Annotated in this window: 22 protein-coding genes and 1 pseudogene; 3 read left to right on the forward strand and 20 right to left on the reverse strand. The window is 53.0% G+C overall.

Annotated elements, in window-relative coordinates:
- Nucleotides 1-24: 24 nt before the first annotated feature.
- From MXM41_RS07785 to MXM41_RS07870, 18 genes and pseudogenes are all read right to left on the reverse strand, one after another.
- Nucleotides 25-1,014, reverse strand: a complete 990-nt coding sequence (locus MXM41_RS07785; protein ID WP_325930967.1) for a helix-turn-helix domain-containing protein — start codon at nucleotides 1,012-1,014, stop codon at nucleotides 25-27.
- A complete protein-coding gene (locus tag MXM41_RS07790; RefSeq protein ID WP_080090341.1) occupies nucleotides 998-1,471 on the reverse strand; it encodes a ProQ/FINO family protein in 474 nt (157 codons plus the stop codon). The genes MXM41_RS07785 and MXM41_RS07790 overlap by 17 nt, the downstream gene beginning before the upstream one ends.
- Complete coding sequence (locus tag MXM41_RS07795) at nucleotides 1,471-1,944, reverse strand: hypothetical protein (RefSeq protein ID WP_325930969.1); 474 nt, start codon at nucleotides 1,942-1,944, stop codon at nucleotides 1,471-1,473. The genes MXM41_RS07790 and MXM41_RS07795 overlap by 1 nt, the downstream gene beginning before the upstream one ends.
- 9 nt (nucleotides 1,945-1,953) lie before the next feature.
- Nucleotides 1,954-2,412 (reverse strand): single-stranded DNA-binding protein, encoded by a 459-nt coding sequence (locus MXM41_RS07800; protein ID WP_325930970.1) that lies wholly within the window; start codon nucleotides 2,410-2,412, stop codon nucleotides 1,954-1,956.
- 179 nt (nucleotides 2,413-2,591) lie between these two features.
- The gene (locus tag MXM41_RS07805; protein ID WP_325930971.1) at nucleotides 2,592-5,336 is read right to left on the reverse strand and encodes a DUF927 domain-containing protein; all 2,745 of its coding nucleotides are present in this window, start codon (nucleotides 5,334-5,336) and stop codon (nucleotides 2,592-2,594) included.
- Nucleotides 5,323-5,586, reverse strand: coding sequence for a hypothetical protein (locus MXM41_RS07810; RefSeq protein ID WP_325930973.1), 264 nt, complete (start codon nucleotides 5,584-5,586; stop codon nucleotides 5,323-5,325). The genes MXM41_RS07805 and MXM41_RS07810 overlap by 14 nt, the downstream gene beginning before the upstream one ends.
- Nucleotides 5,587-5,725: 139 nt before the next feature.
- Nucleotides 5,726-6,247: a hypothetical protein gene (locus MXM41_RS07815; RefSeq protein WP_325931903.1), complete on the reverse strand. Its 522-nt coding sequence runs from the start codon at nucleotides 6,245-6,247 to the stop codon at nucleotides 5,726-5,728.
- 89 nt (nucleotides 6,248-6,336) lie between these two features.
- On the reverse strand, nucleotides 6,337-6,558 hold the full coding sequence (locus MXM41_RS07820; protein ID WP_049014577.1) for a hypothetical protein: 222 nt from the start codon (nucleotides 6,556-6,558) through the stop codon (nucleotides 6,337-6,339).
- On the reverse strand, nucleotides 6,555-6,818 hold the full coding sequence (locus tag MXM41_RS07825; RefSeq protein ID WP_325930974.1) for a nicotinic acetylcholine receptor subunit beta: 264 nt from the start codon (nucleotides 6,816-6,818) through the stop codon (nucleotides 6,555-6,557). The genes MXM41_RS07820 and MXM41_RS07825 overlap by 4 nt, the downstream gene beginning before the upstream one ends.
- Nucleotides 6,819-7,013: 195 nt before the next feature.
- Nucleotides 7,014-7,211: a host cell division inhibitor Icd-like protein gene (locus MXM41_RS07830; RefSeq protein ID WP_103286012.1), complete on the reverse strand. Its 198-nt coding sequence runs from the start codon at nucleotides 7,209-7,211 to the stop codon at nucleotides 7,014-7,016.
- 41 nt (nucleotides 7,212-7,252) lie between these two features.
- Nucleotides 7,253-7,576 (reverse strand): annotated as a pseudogene (locus MXM41_RS07835) (ash family protein); the annotation flags it as partial.
- On the reverse strand, nucleotides 7,569-8,186 hold the full coding sequence (locus MXM41_RS07840) for a Bro-N domain-containing protein (RefSeq protein ID WP_418936774.1): 618 nt from the start codon (nucleotides 8,184-8,186) through the stop codon (nucleotides 7,569-7,571). The pseudogene MXM41_RS07835 and the gene MXM41_RS07840, both read right to left, overlap by 8 nt.
- An 8-nt stretch (nucleotides 8,187-8,194) precedes the next feature.
- Nucleotides 8,195-8,638, reverse strand: coding sequence for a hypothetical protein (locus tag MXM41_RS07845; protein ID WP_325930977.1), 444 nt, complete (start codon nucleotides 8,636-8,638; stop codon nucleotides 8,195-8,197).
- Entirely contained in the window at nucleotides 8,638-8,841 is a 204-nt protein-coding gene (locus tag MXM41_RS07850) for a helix-turn-helix transcriptional regulator (RefSeq protein ID WP_325930978.1), read from the reverse strand. Before MXM41_RS07850 ends, MXM41_RS07845 begins: the two co-directional genes overlap by 1 nt.
- Nucleotides 8,842-8,949: 108 nt before the next feature.
- Nucleotides 8,950-9,693: a hypothetical protein gene (locus MXM41_RS07855; RefSeq protein ID WP_325930980.1), complete on the reverse strand. Its 744-nt coding sequence runs from the start codon at nucleotides 9,691-9,693 to the stop codon at nucleotides 8,950-8,952.
- Between the two features lie 39 nt (nucleotides 9,694-9,732).
- Complete coding sequence (locus MXM41_RS07860) at nucleotides 9,733-10,518, reverse strand: hypothetical protein (RefSeq protein WP_325930981.1); 786 nt, start codon at nucleotides 10,516-10,518, stop codon at nucleotides 9,733-9,735.
- Nucleotides 10,519-10,610: 92 nt separating this feature from the next.
- On the reverse strand, nucleotides 10,611-11,864 hold the full coding sequence (locus MXM41_RS07865; protein ID WP_325930982.1) for a tyrosine-type recombinase/integrase: 1,254 nt from the start codon (nucleotides 11,862-11,864) through the stop codon (nucleotides 10,611-10,613).
- A gap of 220 nt (nucleotides 11,865-12,084) precedes the next feature.
- Entirely contained in the window at nucleotides 12,085-12,831 is a 747-nt protein-coding gene (locus MXM41_RS07870) for a MipA/OmpV family protein (RefSeq protein ID WP_325930984.1), read from the reverse strand.
- A gap of 434 nt (nucleotides 12,832-13,265) precedes the next feature.
- On the opposite strand from MXM41_RS07870, the gene yeaG reads away from it, so the two are divergent.
- The gene (yeaG, locus tag MXM41_RS07875) at nucleotides 13,266-15,200 is read left to right on the forward strand and encodes a protein kinase YeaG (protein ID WP_325930986.1); all 1,935 of its coding nucleotides are present in this window, start codon (nucleotides 13,266-13,268) and stop codon (nucleotides 15,198-15,200) included.
- Nucleotides 15,201-15,325: 125 nt separating this feature from the next.
- Nucleotides 15,326-16,609: a YeaH/YhbH family protein gene (locus MXM41_RS07880; protein ID WP_103823926.1), complete on the forward strand. Its 1,284-nt coding sequence runs from the start codon at nucleotides 15,326-15,328 to the stop codon at nucleotides 16,607-16,609.
- Nucleotides 16,610-16,655: 46 nt separating this feature from the next.
- Here the strand turns inward: MXM41_RS07880 and MXM41_RS07885 are convergent, their stop codons facing one another.
- Nucleotides 16,656-18,695: a TonB-dependent copper receptor gene (locus tag MXM41_RS07885; protein WP_325930990.1), complete on the reverse strand. Its 2,040-nt coding sequence runs from the start codon at nucleotides 18,693-18,695 to the stop codon at nucleotides 16,656-16,658.
- 330 nt (nucleotides 18,696-19,025) lie between these two features.
- On the opposite strand from MXM41_RS07885, the gene MXM41_RS07890 reads away from it, so the two are divergent.
- Nucleotides 19,026-19,472: a DUF441 domain-containing protein gene (locus MXM41_RS07890; RefSeq protein WP_325930992.1), complete on the forward strand. Its 447-nt coding sequence runs from the start codon at nucleotides 19,026-19,028 to the stop codon at nucleotides 19,470-19,472.
- Here MXM41_RS07890 and MXM41_RS07895 read toward each other — a convergent pair.
- Complete coding sequence (locus MXM41_RS07895) at nucleotides 19,456-20,244, reverse strand: helix-turn-helix transcriptional regulator (RefSeq protein WP_325930993.1); 789 nt, start codon at nucleotides 20,242-20,244, stop codon at nucleotides 19,456-19,458. The genes MXM41_RS07890 and MXM41_RS07895 overlap by 17 nt on opposite strands.
- Nucleotides 20,245-20,319 lie beyond the last annotated feature (75 nt).

Raw genomic sequence — 20,319 nt, forward strand, 5'->3', positions numbered from 1 at the left:
TTCTCTTCCTCCCGGGCCAGCACTTCACTCAATTGCCCCCTGTCCACTGACGAGGTTAATCAGGATTTCGTCCAGCTCATCCCTGCCGTCGTGCCGCTCGCTCTGTAGCAACCATTTCAGCACGTCCACCGCCTCGCGCTGGTGGCGTGGGCGCAGGGTTGCCAGCTTCCCATCAAGCCAGTCCTCCCGATCATAAACCTCCTGCCGGTGTTCAGTGCCGTATCTGTCTCCCAGTTCTTTACTGGCGGTATGGCGCATGTGATAGAGCCAGTTCCAGTATTCAAACTCTCGCACCACGTCAGAAAGAGTGTGCGGATCAGGCAGAACGTCGCAAAAGCCGTTATGCGCTGCCTTGCGGGCATCTTCGACTTCAAAGTAACGATCAGCGCCAGATATAGATCCGCTGGCTGACTCCTCTTCTGTCATACCGAAGTCATCCCCCACCAGCAGCGCCGACTGGTCAATCAGCATTTCGGCGGCCACCGGTTCCATCGCAGCATCATAGCTGCCGTAGTGCGCTCTCACCTGGCGGGCACTGGCGATATCAGCTTTTGCGCAGCGGATAAAGTGCTGAGGGTCGTCCATAAACATCGTGCCAAATGCCACATTGAGTAGGTCAGTACCGTTGAGAACCAGCCAGTCACGGTAACGCTTCTCTGCGTCTTTCGGCTTGATGGTCAGCTTCTGCAGGGCTTCCTCTGCGGCTGCCAGGTGCGCCGGTTCGTTCAGCTGAATCACCTCCAACACCCACAGATAAGCATCGGTCTGCTTATGCCCGGTCACCACTCTTTGCGATGGTAGCGGCTTCACTGTCGCCAGTTCGCAGTTGTGTACTGGCTCCGGGATGGTAAATAGCTCGGCGTGGGCCGGGTTGTCATCAAACAGGCCGCTGCGCTTACAGACGGCGCGCACCGTAGTGGTTTTGATGCCCAGCTCTCCGGCAATGCGGCCATATCCAAGGCCCCGACGTTTAAGGCGGATGATTTCCGCTTTTTGTTCAGGCGTCAGGCGCATATCCACCCCTTGTTGTAATCTTGCTGTTCATGGCAGAGAGATTTTCTCTCGCCATCTGCTGCTGCTCCGGCGTCACCTCTCCGACCGGTTCCCCCGCGAGGTTATAACGCGCTCCGCCTGCGATCAGTGCTTTCAGATAGATTGCGCGCCGGGTGTACATCGCAACGGCGGCCCGGATCTTGCCCGCTCCGGTAATGCCCCGGGCGCATATATCGGCCGCTATCAGCTCCGCAGTGCCAATCGCCAGCGGGCGCGGTGCGTCCAGGCTAAAAGCTGCAGGCCAGTGAGTTACCAGCAGCTCCAGCTTCTTGCGGTTGTGCCTACTGCTCTTTGTACCTGTGGCTGCCCCAGCGCTTGCGTGAGCCGTTTTCTCTGCTGTCGCCGTGTTAGCGGATGGTTTAGCCGTTGCGGATGTTGTAGCGCGTTTTAGGCGCAATATCTGGCGTTTAGTATCCATCACTTGAGCCCCTCCATTGTTTGCGGATCGCAATCTTTCACGCCTGCGTTTACAGCCCGCTCCCACGGATAGGCATAATCCCCGCCAGCAAATACCATGTTAATTCGGTGCGGCACCTGTTTGGCAACGTCAGGGTGCATGTTTTCAAATGCCACACAATGAAGGCTATCAAGCCATCTATAAGCATCTGCAGATTCACCCCACAAATTTATGCCTGCCAAGTTAACGATGTCTCTTATCGTGCAAATATCAATCCGCCCATATACCCCTGTAAATCGGTGCTCCATTTCGTATATAGCTTGCTTAAAAAGCGTGGCTTTCATCGGATCAGAAAGGTCTATGTATGGGAATGCTATCAAGTCCATAAAATTAATTTTCTGCCCACGCATTGGGACCACTGCAGGGTGAATGTTTTTCTGATTGAACCCGAAAATCACAGAAATTCTATTCAAGGTTTTTTGGAATACACGCATATCACCCCCTCAGAATGATTCATGATCTGCATAAGGCGGGGTTTGGTCATATTCCCCATAACCCTGCGCGCCAAGTGAGGCAGGCCCACCAGCCCCCATAAACTGAGGCGCGGCTGCTGCCTGTCCTCGCTGGGCTTTCTTCCCACCCGGTCGCGCCGTTCTGGCGCTGATCACACTGTCGGCAATCACCTGATACCCGGTCTGTGTGCCGCCGTCGTTACCCGTCCACTGATTCACCTGCATATTGCCCGCCACGCTTACCATGTCGCCCTTCTGATGCTTCGCCAGTGCTTCGGCCTGTTTGCCGAACGCAGTAATTGCCAGCCAGAAGGTGGCCTCTCCGTTCTCTGCTTTCTGACACGGCAGCGTCACCGCCATGCGGGTAAATGCCATCGGGTTACCGTTGCTGGTCGTGCGACTCTGAACATCCGCCACCAGCCGCCCGTACGCTGAAATTTGTGCTGTCATCGTCTTTTACCTGTCTTTGATGCTGAAATCCGGGGTCTGTGTTGGTTCAAAAAGGCTATTTGTTGGTTCAGTGTTGGTTCAATTTTTGAGCGTGAACCCTTAAATAACAGCAACATAAAAACACTGAACCAACTGAACCAACTGAACCAACACCTAAACTACGCACATAAGAGAGTTACTTACTCTGGCTGGCTCCCCTCCGGTTGATACTGGATCACGTAGACATTGATTTGCCTTCCATCAATGCGCGGTGACTTGCGCTGATACCCTCGCCCGGTATTTGGCGGGGTCAGCATCCCGGCGTTTTTCAGTACCTCAGCAAACATCTTCGCGTTGAATCCCTGTGCTATCTCTTTTTCGAAAGCTGCCGGGAAGGTGTAGAACACCACCGGGTCAGCTTCATGCCCTCCCTTCTGGCGATATCCTGCCAGGTTGGCAATTGGCAGGCTGCCCGGGTCATACGGGAATGGCGCAAACCGGCTGAGGCCGTGAGCGTTGAGGAATGCTTCGGTCTGCTCGATGATTTGCTGATGCTCTTTGTTTCCGGTACCGAACTCCCTGATCCAGGCGTTGAAGCTGTACTGAATCGCATCACGGCAGGTCTGTTCATCCCACCCGGTGATCACCCGTCCGGCCATGAGCGCAGCCTCCAGAATGGCGAAACGCGCACCCACTCGATGTACCTGCTCCCCGTAGTCAGCCGGAATAATCCCGCGCCAGCGCGCCTCCGCTTCACGCACCGCGTTAATAGCTTCCTGCTGATGGTCAGCCAGCCACTGAACCCATGCGCGGCCAGCAGCGCCATGGTGGCTCTGATACGCATCTTTCAGCGCATCGGCATGGTGCTTACCACTTTCGTGGCCGTGGAAGCGAACAGCCTTACTCAGCGGAATATTGAGCAGGCGCACCAGCTGCCCGGCCTTTGCCTTACGCCCGGCACCAGCAATGAAAGTCTCCAGATCCACTTCTCCGGTGCTGATGGCAACAGTACGCCAGCGCTTCAGCTCGCGGTTACCGCCCTCTTTGGCTCCCTGCAGTTTCCCGGTACCGTTGAACAGCGCATAAGCCGACTTATAGACCTCAACCGGATCCGCACCCTGCCCGATTTCATCCAGGGGCATCAGTGCGTCATTGTGTGCGGCCGCTTCGTTCGCCAGCCCCAGCGCTGTGCCGTACCATGTCAGACGCAACACATCAGGATTGCCGTAAAGACTGGCCGCGACATTGGCCGTGGTGGTTTTACCGGCGCTCGACTGTTCGTAGAAATGGATCCCGAACCCGTCAGCGCCAGCCAGCCCAATCAGCGGGGCCGCCAGCGCTGCCGCAACACCCGTCATCATGGAGTAATTGCCATTTGCCAAATGCGCCACACTGTCACGCCAGCCCTCAGCTGTGCCGCTGGTGGTGTAGCCTGATGCGGCAGAACTGCGGCCGTTGAAAAGAACCGGTATTTCAGGTGTGCCGATAATGTCGCCGTCAGGCATAAGGTATGCGCCACACTGCCAGCCTGTAGCCTGGGCAATACGCCAGATCTCCCCTCTGTGGGCCTGACTCTGCAGCCAGTCCGCCAGCGTCGCGCGCAGACCGCTTTTGGTGGTGACATACAGCCCCCCAGCTTTGAGTGTGCGCCATCCCTCCCTTTCGCCGATGTCGGCCAGGGGGATCGCATGCGTTGTTTCTTCCTTCGCGCCCAACGCCCGCCAGCGCAGTACCAGATATCGCGTTCTGTTGTCATCAATGCCCACACCAACCACTTCCAGCGCTGAACAAAGCAGGCTCTCTACTTCGGTGATCTCCCCGCTCTTTTCTTTAGGTTCAACCCAGTAAAGGCCATTGCGACGGCTGTCAACATAGGGCTTCTGTGCGTTACGTTTCTGGCTGGCATGAGATCCGATCTCAATTACTTCTGCTGGCGCAGTCACTTCTTCTCCTTGCGGCAGGTACAACGAATCGTTAAACGCGTCGATGGCGGCAACCAGTCCGTACTGCTGGTGGTAGTCGTTCCAGTCGGCCTTATGCTCTACAGGTGGCAGAGCCACCAATCCCGCCACAGCGGCAGCGGCTTTCTCTGCGGCTTCCTTCCCCGTATTAGGCTCATCCGGTTTGATGTCGTTATCTGCGGCAATGATGATCTGCGCTTGCGGATACTTCCGGCGCATTACCTGCGCTACAGGCAGCAGATTCCCGGCGTCGATAGCAACCACCGCCAGTGCGTCAGGGCGCATCTTATGAACGCTTAATACTGTCGCCAGCCCTTCACCAACAATCACAACCTGCGTACAAAACATGGGATTAATGAAGTGATATGCTCCCTTTTTCGCCGAACCTGTTAGCAAGCGTTTTTCACCCTGCTCCGTAATGATCTGCGCAGCTGCTGGCTCTCCGAACTCATTCTCCAGCACCAAAAGCAGGGAACCATCTGGCAGGATCGGATAGACAAAAAAGGGTAAGTCTTTGCCCTCTAGGTAGGCAGATTTCCTCTCATGCGCCTGCGCTGTCAGCCCTGCCAACTTAGTTGAGAAACGAGCTGAACGTTCAGATTTTTCCCGAGCCTGCTGCTGCTCCAGCGCTGCCCGACGGTCAGCCTGTTCCTGCTGACGCTGGGCATTATCCTTACCGGGGATAGTGTGCAGGGTGTGTACATTCATCCCTAGCGCGTCGGCCACCAGCTGCGCGGCCCGGGTGGCATCACAGCTGTTGACCTTCTTCACCAGCTCCAGTCCGTCACCGGCTCCACAGGCGTTACAGAAGTGCGCCCCGCGCCCGTCGTCATCGAAGCGAAAGCGATCCTTGCCACCACAAGCCGGGCAGGCGACCTGCGCGCGTGGTGAAGCGGGTACATCAATCCCCATCAACGAGAGTACGTCCGGCCAGCGACCACGGGCTGCCTCTGATACCTGCCGGATCACATCAATGTTTCGCATCGCCATACCCCACGTTGTCGATATACGTAGCGATGTAATTCACCAGCATGTTCCATTTGGCAATGCCGTAATCAGAGAGCGTCCAGTCCTCGTTCTGCCATAGTTCGAGTTCGGCCAGAGTTGTCAGCTTCCACTGCTCTTTGTGTACCAGTTTCATTACCGGCAACAGGTAGGCATCAATCAGAGCGCCGACATCTGAGGGTTTCAGCGGCGTATCCACTGAGCGCCCCTCTGGCGTAGTAATTGTCATCGATTCGGTGCCAGATAAAGCCAGATTGTGGACCCACACAGCACCGCAAAGCCTTGCGATGCGCTCTGCCAGCTGTGAGCTGATCGCGTAATCTGCGTGGCTTGATAGCGCTTCGTTTTGCTCTTTCATGTTCAGTCCCTCAGTGCGCCGTTGGAGCTGGTGGAATGCCTTCTTCCATCAGTGTTTCGATAAACCCATCGTGAAGCATTGCCAGCCCTTCACGCCCCATTTGTGACAGTCTCAGCGCCCCGCAATGGGGATCCACCTCGGTCATGCCCTGATACATCTTTACAGCCAGAGGAAGTCCTGTTTCCACGCCATATTTTTCAATTGCCAGCCCCTCGATATGGTTCGCCAGTGAGAACCGTTCCGTCGCCGGGTAAACGCTTAGGCCGCCCTGCTCTCCGGCATAGATCACCGCCCGGTCAACTCCGCCCTCTTCGTTCATTACATCCACAGTGCCGTTTTCCTGCCGCTGCTCACAGATAAACAGGCAGGACACAATCCAGCGCCAGGTAAGCGCCATTTGTTCATCGCTGGGCCTGAACCAGCCACGGTTATGACCAAGCTGAATCTCTGCTGATACGCGCAGACCGTCGCTCAGCGATGTATCAAAGCGACCGTTATCAAGCTGGCGTATCGCAGTTGTGTAGCCCACCAGCCGGTTATCAAGCCGGATACCATCCGGCGTTGCCTCTATGCTGGTAAAGCCGGGATTCCCCGACTTTTCAGGAAATGACAGAACGTTGCTCATGCCTCGCCCTCCTGGTGCTCACGCATCACGTAATCAGCCAGCTGGCTCTCTGCCTCTTCCATTGCCTGCGGTACGCCATGCAACAGCGTGAGAACGGAACCGATAAGACGAGGCAAATCGGGATGGGAGTTCTTTGTGGTGCTTTCCAGCCACATGGATAAAACAGCCTGTGCCTGCTCTACCTGGCAGGTGGCATCAATCAGTTGGAGCTTGCTCATACGCCGCCCTCCGCATCAATACGAGTTACATCAACCAGTGTCAGCACCTTATCCAGCCAGCAATAAAGCTCTTCGCCCTGTTCTTTATCGAGAGAGGGGATCAATTCGGTCATGAGGTAAACCAGACCGGAACGGGTGCGGGTCATGCGCTCAACGGTTCGAGTTGCCTGCGTGGATGTATCGGAATAACCATGTAAACGCCTGAGCATGACTTCCGCCTTCACATCTGCCGGGTGGCTGGTCAGGAGATCAATGTTCATTGCGCCACCCCCGGCAGTGCGTGGCCTTCCAGCAGGCTATGTAAGTCGCGGGCGTACACTTCAAAGAGAGAGATAAGAGCGGACAGGTATTCATCTCGGTTGTCAGCGTTACCTTTCAGCACTTCATCCATCAGCAATGCCAGTGAAATGAGGTTGGCCGAATGACCGGCCGGATCGAGAGGGAGGTCGTAGGTCTTAATCATGGCGCACCCCCTGCACGGAGATGCGGCCAGCGAAGAAACAGACGTGATCACGCACCAGAGAGCGACGAGCATCACGCTCAGTCTCAGCAGCAACATGGTGGAGAACAGGCTTGATTGTCGGACAATCGCGGCGAACTGCGGCGATAATCCATATGAATTGTGGATTTTGGGTGGGGGTAGTAGCCAACATGTGGCAGCCTCCTTGTACTGGGAATAAATCCCACCACCGGAAACGCCAATTTCACTGGTGGTGAGCTGAACAGGGTTGGCGTAACCGGCGTACAAGGTAACCGGCGCGGATTGCTCCGCCCCCATCCAGCCCACCATTACTTCGCGAGCGACACGGAATGCTTCCATATCGCCGAAAAAAGGGTGTGAAGATGCGAGGACACAAAAAAAGACGCTCGGCGCGTCATGTGTCGCCTTGTACTTTACCAGGACGCCAATCCCGACACCAGATTTTGCTGGTGCGCTATAACCATAAACCTGGTTAGGGACAAACGGCAAGCCCTTTTTGTGCAGAGGGTGCAAAACTTGATTCACGTCATTAGTCATTTACGTTGCCCTCTACTTCCGGCAATTGCGGCTGGTGCTCGCGCCAGAGCTGGGCCTCTTCACGATTCAGTTGCTCCTTCTCTTTACGGCATGCCTGCAGGTCATGGCCGCGCTTACTGGCCTTGTGGGTGTACTGGGACTTGCGGCGGGTGAAGTCGTTCAGGAACGCGAACGGCACACCGTAGGAACCAGTTTTACGGATGGATGGGATCACCTGGCGGAATACCCAGTTAGTGAACCGGTGAGCGAGCGTGCCCGGCGCGGCGGCCTTGCGGCTGCGGGCGATCAGTTTGTAGAAACCGGACTCTGCAACCATGTTCCAGCTGCGCGCGCCACCACGTTTACCAGAATGACCCTCGGTTAAAGTTAGGGTCATTACTTCATCGCTATCTAGAGCGGACACCGCTTCGGTGGTGTTACTGATTTCAAGCGCCCGGCATACATCGGAAGCAACAAACCACGGCTCACCTGCCACTTTCACGATCCGCACCTTCGCGCCCTCAAATTTGATTACGGAAATATCGCTTTCGCTGGCCCGGTAAATTACCTTCTGGCTGGCTTCAGGGTGAGTGAGGCCCTGACCGGTAAAGGTCATATTATTTTTCATCATCATTTTCCTTATTCGGCGGCGTTGTCCGGGTATAGGTTCAGAATGCCTTCAACGTCCATCTGATTTAGCGACTGGTGGCCGTTAGTCGCTGCGCAGGCATTAACGAGGGCGATCACCTTCTGCACGTCAGCGCGCTTAATGAAGCGGTAGCGGTAGTGGCTGCCAATACCATCAGGGTTAGGCTCGTCGATGCGTTCAAACTGAATATCGAGACGTCTTTCGAGGTCCGTGAGGTAGTTCCTGCCAGAAGAAAGGCGGCAGTAACGCAGGATCTCGTTCTCAGTGATACCGGTTGCGCCAGAACGCAGGATAAGGACACGCGCTTTATGCTTTTTGGGCACTGGTTTTGTGGTGCTCTGCTGGTTATCATTACAACCAGCAACTTCCAATTGCGCAGGTGTATGGTTCAGTTCGATATGACGCTCGGTGGCACGGGCGTTTTTTATTTCCATTACGCCACCTTCCCGCGGCGTTCTGCCAGCCAGTTATTAATTTCCACAGCGTCAAATGCGGTAATCTTTTCGCCCAATTTTACTGGGCGAGGCATTGAGCCATTGCGAACTTTGCGGTCAATGGTGGATACGCTAACGCCCAGCAATTCAGCCAAGCGAAAGCGGCGGATGTAACCTTTCGATGGGATCGTATCTATGTTCATGCTTCCCGTAACCTCTTTCCGGTAGTTGTTGCTTCGTTACGGGAATTAAACATGAGTGAATGGTAAAAATGGGGGAGTTTTGGAAAAATCTCGGAGAGTTTCAATTTCTCACCTAAATTTCTCCCGCCACTTGCTCCAAGTAGCTTTATCAGGCTGAGGAACATCTACGCCTGCCTTAGCTCCGATTTTTGCCAGCCTGACATTTAGTTCAGAGGGCGATATCTTATATATTTCATCATCTGTAAGCCCTGAGATTCTTAAAAGTGAATACATCATGTTAAATTGATGAATTGTTGCCCTCGGTGGGGTTGTAATGTTTTTCACGATATCTGGCAGGCTAGCTGGATTTGTAGTGAAATTATATAAATCATCAGCATGAACGCACAGATTTTTCCGCTTCACTTTTATAGCTTGCTCTACTGTATTAGCTATATAAATAAACTCACTTTCAGAGGGGGTTCTTGGCGCTATAAAAACAGTCAGAACATCACTTATAGTTTCATCAAACTCCATATCAATTAAATTCAATGGACTTATAAAAAATACTCCTGACAATGTTTCAAATGAATATTTATAGAAGCCATCAACCTCCTTCTCAGTATCAACGTTAGGATTGTTTATTAATTCAACTGAACTAATATTGTATATATCAGAAACCAAAACACTACTTTCAAACAAATGAACAGAGTCGATCTCTAACTCTCCAGAAGAATTATCAAAATGTTCAATATATGCAGATAAATACAACCTCTTAATCTGTGCAAAATGAAGCAAATCATTTTGCGTACACCCTAATTTTTGTGCAGCATCTTCCAATGTATAATACTGTCTCTCAGGCAGAGCGCTTTTCATAAGCATACGTCCTTAATTAAGTTAATAAATTTTAGTCTGCTACCTAAACCGCCCTCTCCACTTTGACCACGTATCTTTATCTGGCTGAGGTACGTTAATACCCTTAGATGCCCCAAGCTGAGATATTCTTTTGTTAAGATTGCTCGGCGAAACATGGAAAATGTCATCTTCAGACAGACCAGCAATCCTCAAAAGAGCTACTATCATATTTGACTGGTGGACAGTAACTCTGGGTTGCGATTCCAATTCTTTGAAGATATTTTCATCGAACCTTCCGGACAATACTGCACGATGAACTTTCTCCACTTCAGATTTTAAGATAAATAAATCCTTCTCTGACAACTCTTCTTCAGGTAAGGTACCAGAAATAAAAACTGTTGCAAACTCATTAGTCTCTATTCGACATACGTCTTCAGATGACCACTCTTTATTCTTGTATCTATCAATTTTATTTACAAAGCTGAATATACCAGAACACAACACTTCAACATTAATAGCTTCTCCTATAAGAGTAGGCTTATCTTTGTATGTGAAACGAATCCCTCTCTGATTTCTACCTAAACTAATAAGGGCATAAGTTTGTAATTGCGTCTGTTCTTTAAGGCTTAATTTTGAGCAGTCAATGTCATCGGGACTAAAAATACCGCATCTGAATGTTGTATCTTCTTTTATATTAGCTGCAAAATTGATGGCTCCAATATCTTGCCAGTGCCATAAATCATCAATTTCACATTCTAAAAGTTTACACGCTCTCTCTAAAGAACAATATTCTAGTGGGGCAATATTCCTTCTTTGCCAAATTGAGAGATCCGATTTATCTACCATTGCGTTACCTACCTTAATGCTGATGAGTTTTTTCTAACTTACCCGAGGATTATCTTAATTTTTTCAAGGGCATGTAAGAATCTATACTTCGGTTACTTGGCCATTTTTATCGGTGTGACGTTGTAATCCCCGCAGCTCTCCAGCGTCACCAGCAGATCAGCCCACAAAGTCAGCGCAGCCTTCCGTTCGTTAAAATACTGATGCCGGTTATAGACACCCTCTACGCCTGGTATTTTGTGATTAAGGCATCTTTCAGCGATTATCGGATCCACACCAAGCGCTGCCAGATGCGTTCTGGCTGTGCGTCGGAAGTCATGCACACTAAATGATTCAACATCCGGCATAGCTGCCAGTATGTGAGGGAAGGCAGTGTTAAGCACTGAACTGCTAACGTGAGCTGTAAGGCGCAGTTTTCTGGCGGGCAATAACCACTTACTACCGCAGGATAAGGCTTTTAACTCCTTCAGCCAGCAAATTACAGGCTCGGCCAATGGGATATCTATTCCTTCCCCCGTCTTCGTTCTCTCGCCAGGAAGATGCCAGACTGCGTTATCGAGATCGAACTCATTCGCCAGTGCCGCGCAAAGCTCCATTTTCCTTACACAGAGAGAAAGCAGCAGCTTAACGGTCAATTCATTTTCTCTGGTAAATGCTTTAACGTTGTGCATGGCATCAAACAGGCGTGCCAGTTCAGTGCGAGTCAGGAATCGCTTTCTGCTCTCTTCTTTTCCGCCTGCATCCTTTGCTGTGAACGGCATGGCCGGGTTCAATTCAATCAGACCGCGAACAACTGCGAAGTCAAAAATCTTCTTCATCATGCGCAGCACGTCGTTCGCTACAGTCAAAGCGCCACGGTTACGTACCGATCGTAAAACCTCATCAACATGCCGAGGTTTTACGTCCTCAACTTTCATGCTCCCAATCAAGGTACCAATGTTGAAGTCAGCGACTTTTTTATAAATCTGCGGGTTCTTGAATGAGGGGAGTATGTGACGAGCATAGAAGTCATTAATTAGATCCTGAACACGGACAGCGCTCTTATCTGCCTCAATCTTTGCGACAGCATCAGCCTTGCGTTGCTGCTTTTCCCCGGCGACGTCAAAACCCAAAGCCACACGCGCCGAAAGCTCCTTAACGGCTTCACGCGCTTTAGCAAGCGTCAGGTCGTTATACGAACCGATTACCATCGCCCGGGCCTTTCCAGCAATCTTGTACCTGAACCGCCACACAGGAACGCGGTCAACTTCGCGGTATCTTAAATACAGGCCATTACCATCAGAGCGCCCCTCGAAACGCTCGCCAGCCCTTACCCAGGCTTTGATCTGCATATCAGTTAGCTTTGCCAATTTCACCCCACCAGCGTGTACCCAATTTTGAAATTTGACCCACAGGCTTTTTTGGTTACACCTTTGGGTACACAATCATTATGCGCTTTCTTGATGCTTGTTGATAGCTCGTGGAAACAAAAAACCCGCACATGGCGGGCTTCAATTGAGATCCTGAGTCCTGTTGATTTTTAGTGACTCGTAAATCTATATTCACAAATTGCACAGTAATAATGCACAATCAGAAACTGTAGGTGACACCTACCGACATCAGACCGGTCCAGGACTTATCGACCATCGGGCTGTCTTTCACTTCATCACTGAGACGGGCATAGCGGCCCGTGCCATAGACGTTCCAGTCAGCGGCAAACTTGTAGCTGGCGGTCAGCTCCAGATAAGGCTTCCAGCTGTCGTCAGCATCATAGCTGCGCAGGCCGCTGCGTCTGGCTTCGTGGCTGGATACGCCATAATAGTAGTCGTTGTAGTTGTCGCTGTTGTATTCGATACCGATACCCGGCGTGAAGGTCAGCCCTCCATTGGTGTAACGGTACAACCACGCCAGATCCCAGATATATCCATTGCTGTTGTCGAGGGTGTCACCCGCCAGAGCGGTGCGCAGGAAACCATACTGGGTATGATGTACCCAGGAAATCCCGGCCATCATGGTGCTCTTACGCTTGTCGAGCTGACGCAGCTGGCGGTTATCGCTGTCCCCGGGTTTGAAGTGCGTTGGGTCGTAGTAGGCCATAATGGAGAGTTTGTCGGTCTGGTCGTTCCACAGATAGTAGCCACCGCCCAGCCCGCGGAACCAGAAGTTATCCCCTTCATAGGTGATAACCGGAACCGGATAGAAATCGCGATCGTATTGTTTATAAGGGCTATTGATTACGCCGACACCAGCTCCAACAGACCACTGATTCTCCGCGTATGCTGTACTCACTGAGGTGGCAACGATAATCCCCAGTGCCAGAAGTTTGAGTTTGGTCACAATCCATTCTTTCCTGTAGTCAAATAATCAGCGGGTGAAGTGTAACCGTCATCCCCCTCTTACCTCAAAATTTTTTGTCTGCTAATCAATTTGATTAACAGAATATTTTGTTTGTTACAGATGACGAAACGCTGTCACGTTGATTACCGTTCAGTGAAAGAAGTGTGTTTGACGTTCAAGATTTGGCTAATTTTTTGGATGAGTTATTGATATGTCATTGAAATTAGTTTTGGCATACATGCAAGTTTTGCAAATGCCATCTACGCTTAATTTTAAGAAGCTGAATACCCGATCACCCCGCAGTTTTGGCCGCCCGACCTGGCACACGGGTTGCTGCTCTGGCAGTGAGGTGCAACGGATCCCGCTTCCGGGAGCCTCTACTATTCATATGAACGGCTCTTTTCCTGTGCTAAAAAACGAAAGGACGGCATGCCATGAATATATTCGATCACTATCGCCAGCGCTATGAAGCTGCCAAGGACGAAGAGTTCACACTGCAGGAGTTTCTTACCATCTGCCGGCAAGATCGCAGTGCTTATGCCAATGCGGCGGAACGACTATTGATGGCTATTGGGGAGCCAAATATGGTCGATACCGCCCAGGAGCCACGGCTTTCCCGTCTGTTTTCGAATCGGGTCGTCGCCCGATATCCTGCGTTCGAAGAATTTTATGGCATGGAAGATGCCATCGAGCAGATTGTTTCTTATCTGAAGCACGCTGCTCAGGGTCTGGAAGAGAAGAAACAGATCCTCTATCTGCTGGGGCCTGTCGGCGGCGGTAAATCCTCGCTGGCCGAGCGGCTGAAATCGTTGATGCAGCGCGTGCCTATTTACGTGCTCAGCGCCAACGGCGAACGTAGCCCGGTTAACGACCATCCGCTGTGCCTGTTTAACCCGCAGGAAGATGCGCAGATTCTGGATAAAGAGTACGGCATACCTCGCCGCTATCTCGGCACTATTATGTCGCCGTGGGCAGCGAAACGCCTGAACGAATTTGGCGGCGATATCACCAAATTCCGCGTAGTGAAGGTCTGGCCATCGATTCTGGAGCAGATTGCGATTGCCAAGACTGAACCAGGCGATGAGAACAACCAGGATATCTCGGCGCTGGTCGGTAAAGTGGACATCCGTAAACTGGAAAACCACGCGCAAAACGATCCTGACGCATACGGCTATTCCGGTGCGCTGTGCCGCGCCAACCAGGGGATTATGGAGTTCGTCGAGATGTTTAAAGCGCCGATTAAGGTGCTGCATCCGCTGCTGACGGCAACTCAGGAAGGTAACTACAACGGGACGGAAGGCATCTCCGCCCTGCCGTTTAACGGCATTATCCTGGCGCACTCCAACGAATCTGAATGGGTTCAGTTCAGAAATAATAAAAACAACGAGGCCTTCCTTGACCGTGTTTACATTGTCAAAGTGCCTTACTGCCTGCGGATCTCCGAAGAGATCAAGATTTATGAAAAACTGCTGAACCACAGTGAGCTGGTTCATGCCCCATGCGCCCCAGGGACCCTGGAAACGCTGTCGCGCTTCTCGATCCTGTCGCGACTGAAAGAGCCAGAAAACTCCAGCATTTACTCGAAAATGCGCGTTTACGACGGTGAAAGCCTGAAGGATACCGACCCGAAAGCGAAATCCTACCAGGAGTATCGTGACTACGCCGGTGTTGATGAAGGGATGAACGGTCTGTCCACGCGCTTCGCGTTTAAAATTCTCTCCCGCGTGTTCAACTTTGACCATGCAGAAGTGGCCGCCAACCCGGTACACCTGTTCTACGTCCTGGAGCAGCAGATCGAACGTGAACAGTTCCCGCAAGAGCAGGCTGAACGTTATCTGGAGTTCCTGAAAGGCTATCTGATCCCGAAATACGCCGAATTTATCGGCAAAGAGATCCAGACCGCCTACCTGGAATCTTACTCTGAGTACGGGCAGAACATCTTTGACCGCTACGTCACCTACGCCGATTTCTGGATCCAGGATCAGGAGTACCGCGACCCGGATACCGGCCAGCTGTTTGACCGCGAGTCACTGAATGCCGAACTGGAAAAAATCGAGAAGCCTGCCGGGATCAGCAACCCGAAAGACTTCCGTAATGAGATCGTCAACTTCGTACTGCGCGCCAGAGCGAACTTCAGCGGACGGAATCCAAACTGGACCAGCTATGAAAAACTGCGCACCGTTATTGAGAAGAAAATGTTCTCCAATACCGAAGAGCTGTTGCCGGTCATTTCGTTTAATGCCAAAACCTCTACCGACGAGCAGAAAAAGCACGACGATTTTGTCGATCGCATGATGGAAAAAGGCTACACCCGCAAACAGGTTCGCCTGCTGTGCGAATGGTACCTGCGCGTGCGTAAATCGTCCTGATAGCCCAATGCCCGGCGGCGCATTGCTTGCCGGGCTTACAAAGATGCAAACGTAGGCCGGATAACCTGCGATTATCCGGCACTATCACGCAGCATAAAGTTGGCAAATGCAGTACGGGGGGGCATATGACCTGGTTTATTGACCGGCGTCTTAACGGCAAAAACAAGAGCACGGTGAATCGCCAGCGCTTCTTGCGCCGTTATAAAGCGCAAATTAAACAGTCGATCTCCGAGGCCATTAACAAGCGTTCGGTGACCGACGTAGACAGCGGGGAGTCCGTCTCAATCCCGACGGATGACATTAGCGAACCGATGTTCCATCAGGGACGCGGCGGTTTGCGCCATCGTGTTCACCCGGGTAATGACCATTTTGTCCAGAACGACCGTATCGAGCGTCCGCAGGGTGGCGGCGGTGGCGGCGGCAGTGGACAGGGGCAGGCCAGCCAGGACGGTGAAGGTCAGGACGAATTTGTGTTTCAGATCTCCAAGGATGAATATCTGGATCTGCTGTTTGAAGATTTGGCCCTGCCGAATCTGAAGAAGAATCAGCATCGTCAGTTGAACGAATATAAAACGCACAGAGCCGGTTTTACCGCTAACGGTGTGCCAGCCAACATCAGCGTGGTGCGTTCGTTACAGAACTCACTGGCGCGCCGTACCGCCATGACGGCAGGTAAACGGCGTGAACTGCGCGAACTGGAAGCGAGCCTGGATATCGTGGCGAAGAGCGAGCCTGCGCAGCTGCTGGAAGAGGAGCGCTTGCGCAAGGAGATCGCCGAACTGCGTGCTAAAATTGAGCGCGTTCCGTTCATCGATACCTTTGACCTGCGTTACAAAAACTATGAAAAACGTCCTGAGCCTTCAAGCCAGGCGGTCATGTTCTGTCTGATGGACGTTTCCGGCTCGATGGATCAAGCCACAAAAGATATGGCGAAGCGCTTTTATATTCTGCTTTATCTGTTTCTGAGCAGAACCTATAAGAACGTGGAAGTGGTCTATATTCGCCACCACACTCAGGCCAAAGAGGTGGATGAGCATGAGTTCTTCTACTCGCAGGAGACGGGCGGTACCATTGTTTCCAGTGCCCTGAAACTGATGGATGAAGTGGTGAAGGAGCGGTACGACCCGGCGCAGTGGAATATCTATGCCGCCCAGGCGTCGGACGGTGATAACTGGGCAGATGATTCGCCGCTGTGTCATGAAATTCTGGCGAAAAAGCTGCTGCCCGTGGTGCGTTACTACAGCTATATTGAGATCACCCGCCGTGCCCACCAGACGCTGTGGCGCGAGTATGAACATCTGCAATCCACGTTCGATAACTTCGCGATGCAGCATATTCGCGATCAGGACGATATTTATCCGGTATTCAGAGAGCTTTTCCACAAGCAGTCCGCCACCAGCAACAGCTAACCATACCGCCGGTCAATGACCGGCGGTTTTACGTTGGCTGTCAGCTTCAGAAGGTGACGTTCATTTTCGCCCACAGGGTACGACCCGGCTCATTCACCGGCGTATCGGAGGAGTAACCAAAGCTGCTGTTCCCCGCCAGGTTGAGATGTTCGCTGTAGTTTTTGTCCAGCAGGTTATCAACGCCGGTACTGAGCTTCAGGTAGCGGTTCACCTTGTAGGCCGCGTTAGCGGAAAGGATTGCGAACCCGGCGCTCTGGTCAAAGTCTTTCCCGACCACGTTACCTTCATTCATCGCCACCCGATGCTGCGGGCTGACCATGCGCAGCAGGCCGGTTGAGCTCAGGTCTCCCTTCTCCCACGTCAGGCCAAGACGCGCCTCCAGCGGCGGCATTTGCGGCAGCGGCTGGCGATCGTCGGTGTTCTGGCCCCAGGCGTAGTTAAGGGTAGCATCGGTTTTCCACTGGTCGCTCAGCTGATATGAGGCACCCATCTCTCCTCCCATAATGGTAGCGTCCACGTTATCGGCCTGGCTGACATGCGTGTCGTCAGGATCGTAAATAAAGAGAATAAAATCGTTAATGCGTCCGACGTAGGCGGAGATCCACCCGGTGGTACGCTCGCCTTTATACTGGGCGCCGACGTCAAGCTGGGTGGTCTTCTCGGGTTTCAGGTTGTCAAACACATCCGAAGTGCCATCCGGCCCGTAAGTCGGCGAAAACAGCTCCCAGTAATCCGGGAACCGTTCGGTATACCCCAGTCCGGCATAGACCATCGCCGGTACCGTGCCCAGATTATGTTCAACCCGCAGGAAGCCCGCCGGAAGAGTATCTTCCCGACTGTCGCTGCCAATACCGGTATAGTTATCCACGTCGACCTTATCGAATCGTGCACCGCCAATCACCTTACTCAGATCGGTTGCATTCCACGTCAGCTCGCCGAACGCGCCGTAATCATGAAAACGCGCATCCTCCTGCCAGCCTTTGTTCTCGTCATCTTCGTTGCTGCGATGGGTATTGGTCTGCATATCCAGCCCGCTTTGCAGCTGGAAATCCGGCCATAGCCAGGTGCCCATCATCCTGCCGCCGACGGTACGACGATCGACCTGTTTTTCCATCGGCATCGACATATCCATCGCCCCCATCGGCATCCCGTTCATAGAACCTGAATCCGGGGTTCCAGGCGAGCGCATAGAGTAGTTATCCATGATGTGGTTGGCATAGTTGTAATACGCGCTCATCTCCAGCGAGTCGAAGACCTCACCGATATTCTCTTTTTTAAAGCGCAGGCCCAGGCTTTCACGCTTGAACTGGGAGCCGTCCATTCCTCGTCCAGCGTAGCTGGCGTCGCCGTTGCCCTGGCCTGCGGTCAGTTCCAGCAGCGTATCGGCATCAGGCGTCCAGCCAATGGCAAGTTCGGTATTCCACTTGTCCCACTTTGAGGCCACGCGATCGCCGTTCCCGTCTTTGTAGTCGCCCGATTTCGATTTATTGCCGTTGAGGCGCACATAGCCGGTATCGTTACCAAAGCTGACGTCGGCGTTCTCATCGAAGCGATCGTTAGAGGCGGCGAGGAAACTGGCGTCACCTTTAATACCCGCGCGGGTAAAGCGCGGCGGTTCACGTTCAAAACGTACCGTTCCAGCGGAGTTTCCCGGCCCCCAGAGCACGGTTTCCGGCCCTTTAGTGACCGTCAGCAGATCGTAACTTTCCGGCGAGATGTACGAGCTGGGCGCATCCATTCTCGCCGGACAGGCGCCGAGCATCTCGCTGTCGTTGGTCAGCAGGCGCAGACGCGAGCCAAACATGCCGCGAAAAACCGGATCGCCATTGCTGCCGCCGTTGCGGATCTGACTAAAGCCCGGGATGGTTTTGAGGTAGTCCGAACCATCGCTGGCTGGAACCGGCTGGCGCGGCGTTTTTGGTGATGTCACCACCTCGAGGGGAGAGAGTACGGGCGCTGTCACGGTAATAACATCCTGATCGTTCACCGGCGCTGCGCTGTTATTTTTCGCCGCCAGCGTAGTGCCGGAGAAAGCGAGCAGCAGTGCCAGAGCCAGCGGATGGGGGGCAAATTTAACGTTTTTCATTCCTGTGCCTGAGTTCAGAGTGGCGTGGTGTACCGCTGCGAAACCGAATCCTTTCGCTGACGAAAGCGCTTAACGAGCTGGCACATAAACTGGAGTAAAATTTTGCCCGGGTGCGCGAAGCGGAACAACGCGGCGCGAAGAGAATAAGAGGTGCGGAAAGGAGTTGAAAATATTTAATGATGCCGGTACAGGCAAACAAACCGCATAAATAAGTCAGCCAGCCAGGCATTCGCCCAAATCACAACATTTTTTGCACAAAACCCTTTTTACTGACCTGCGGGTGCGTAAAGTAAGCAGGCTTACTATTATTATTTTGGCAAGGAATACAACATGCTTGACCCTACCCTGCTCATTCTTCTGGGCCTGGCTGCGCTGGGATTTGTCAGCCATAACACCACGGTAGCGATTTCAATCCTGGTGCTGATCATCGTCCGCGTGACGCCGCTCAGCAGTTTTTTCCCGTGGATTGAAAAACAGGGGCTGACCGTCGGGATTATCATCCTCACCGTGGGGGTGATGGCACCTATTGCCAGCGGCACGCTGCCGGCCTCAACGCTGATCCACGCCTTTATGAACTGGAAATCGTTGATTGCCATTGCCGTCGGTGTGTTTGTCTCCTGGCTTGGCGGTCGCGGCGTCACGCTGATGAGCTCCCAGCCCTCGCTGGTCGCCGGCCTGCTGGTGGGTACAGTGCTGGGCGTGGCGCTGTTTCGCGGCGTTCCGGTCGGGCCGCTGATCGCCGCCGGGCTGGTCTCGTTATTTATCGGGAAGTCGTAGCGAGGCTGGCGACATACCGGGCCGGGGTCTGACCCAACCCTTTTTTGAACATGGTGATAAACGCCGTGGTGGAATCATAGCCCAGGTTTTGTGCAACCTGCTGTACCGACTGACCGCCGATCAGCCCTTGCAAGGCCACAATCAGCTGGAGCTGATGCCGCCAGCGGCGAAAACTGAGCCCGGTTTCACTCACCACCAGCCGGGCGAGATTGCGCTCGCTCATGGCAAAATGGTGCGCCCACTGGTGTAGCGTCTGCCATTTCGCCGGGGAGGCGGCCATGGTGTCACTCATCAGGCGAATTTTGGGGTGCGCGGAGACCGGGAGCTGCAGCTGCTCCTCGGGCTGGCGGGGCAGTTCATCAAACAGCACCTCCACCAGACGCCGGGTTGCTGGCTCCTGCTGCCCCGGGCTGCGCTCCGCCAGGGTCAGAATTAACTCCCGCACCAGGGGAGAGATTTTTAGCGTGCAGCAGCGGTCCGGCAGCGACACCGCGCCAGGCTCGATAAATAAAAAACAGAGCCGGGCGCTGGGCGTGGCTTTATTACTGTGCGGCAACTGGCCGGGGATCCAGACGGCGAACTGCGGCGGCACCATCCACATGGCATTTTCTACTTCACAGGTGATGGCGCCATGCAGCGCCAGGATCAGCTGCCCTTTACGGTGCTGATGAGGCGGAATGCGCTGCTCATCGGCCACCACGCTCACATGAAACGCCACCGCAGGATCGTGCTGGCTGTCGGGATCGTAGCCCTCGAGGCCAAGTCCAGGCATAATTTTGTCCGATATTAGCGATAATCTGTCATTTTAGCTTGATTTCAACCACCGTGAAAATGCGTATCCTGTAGG

The organism is Leclercia adecarboxylata, assembly GCF_035787115.1.
GTDB lineage: Bacteria > Pseudomonadota > Gammaproteobacteria > Enterobacterales > Enterobacteriaceae > Enterobacter > Enterobacter adecarboxylatus_E.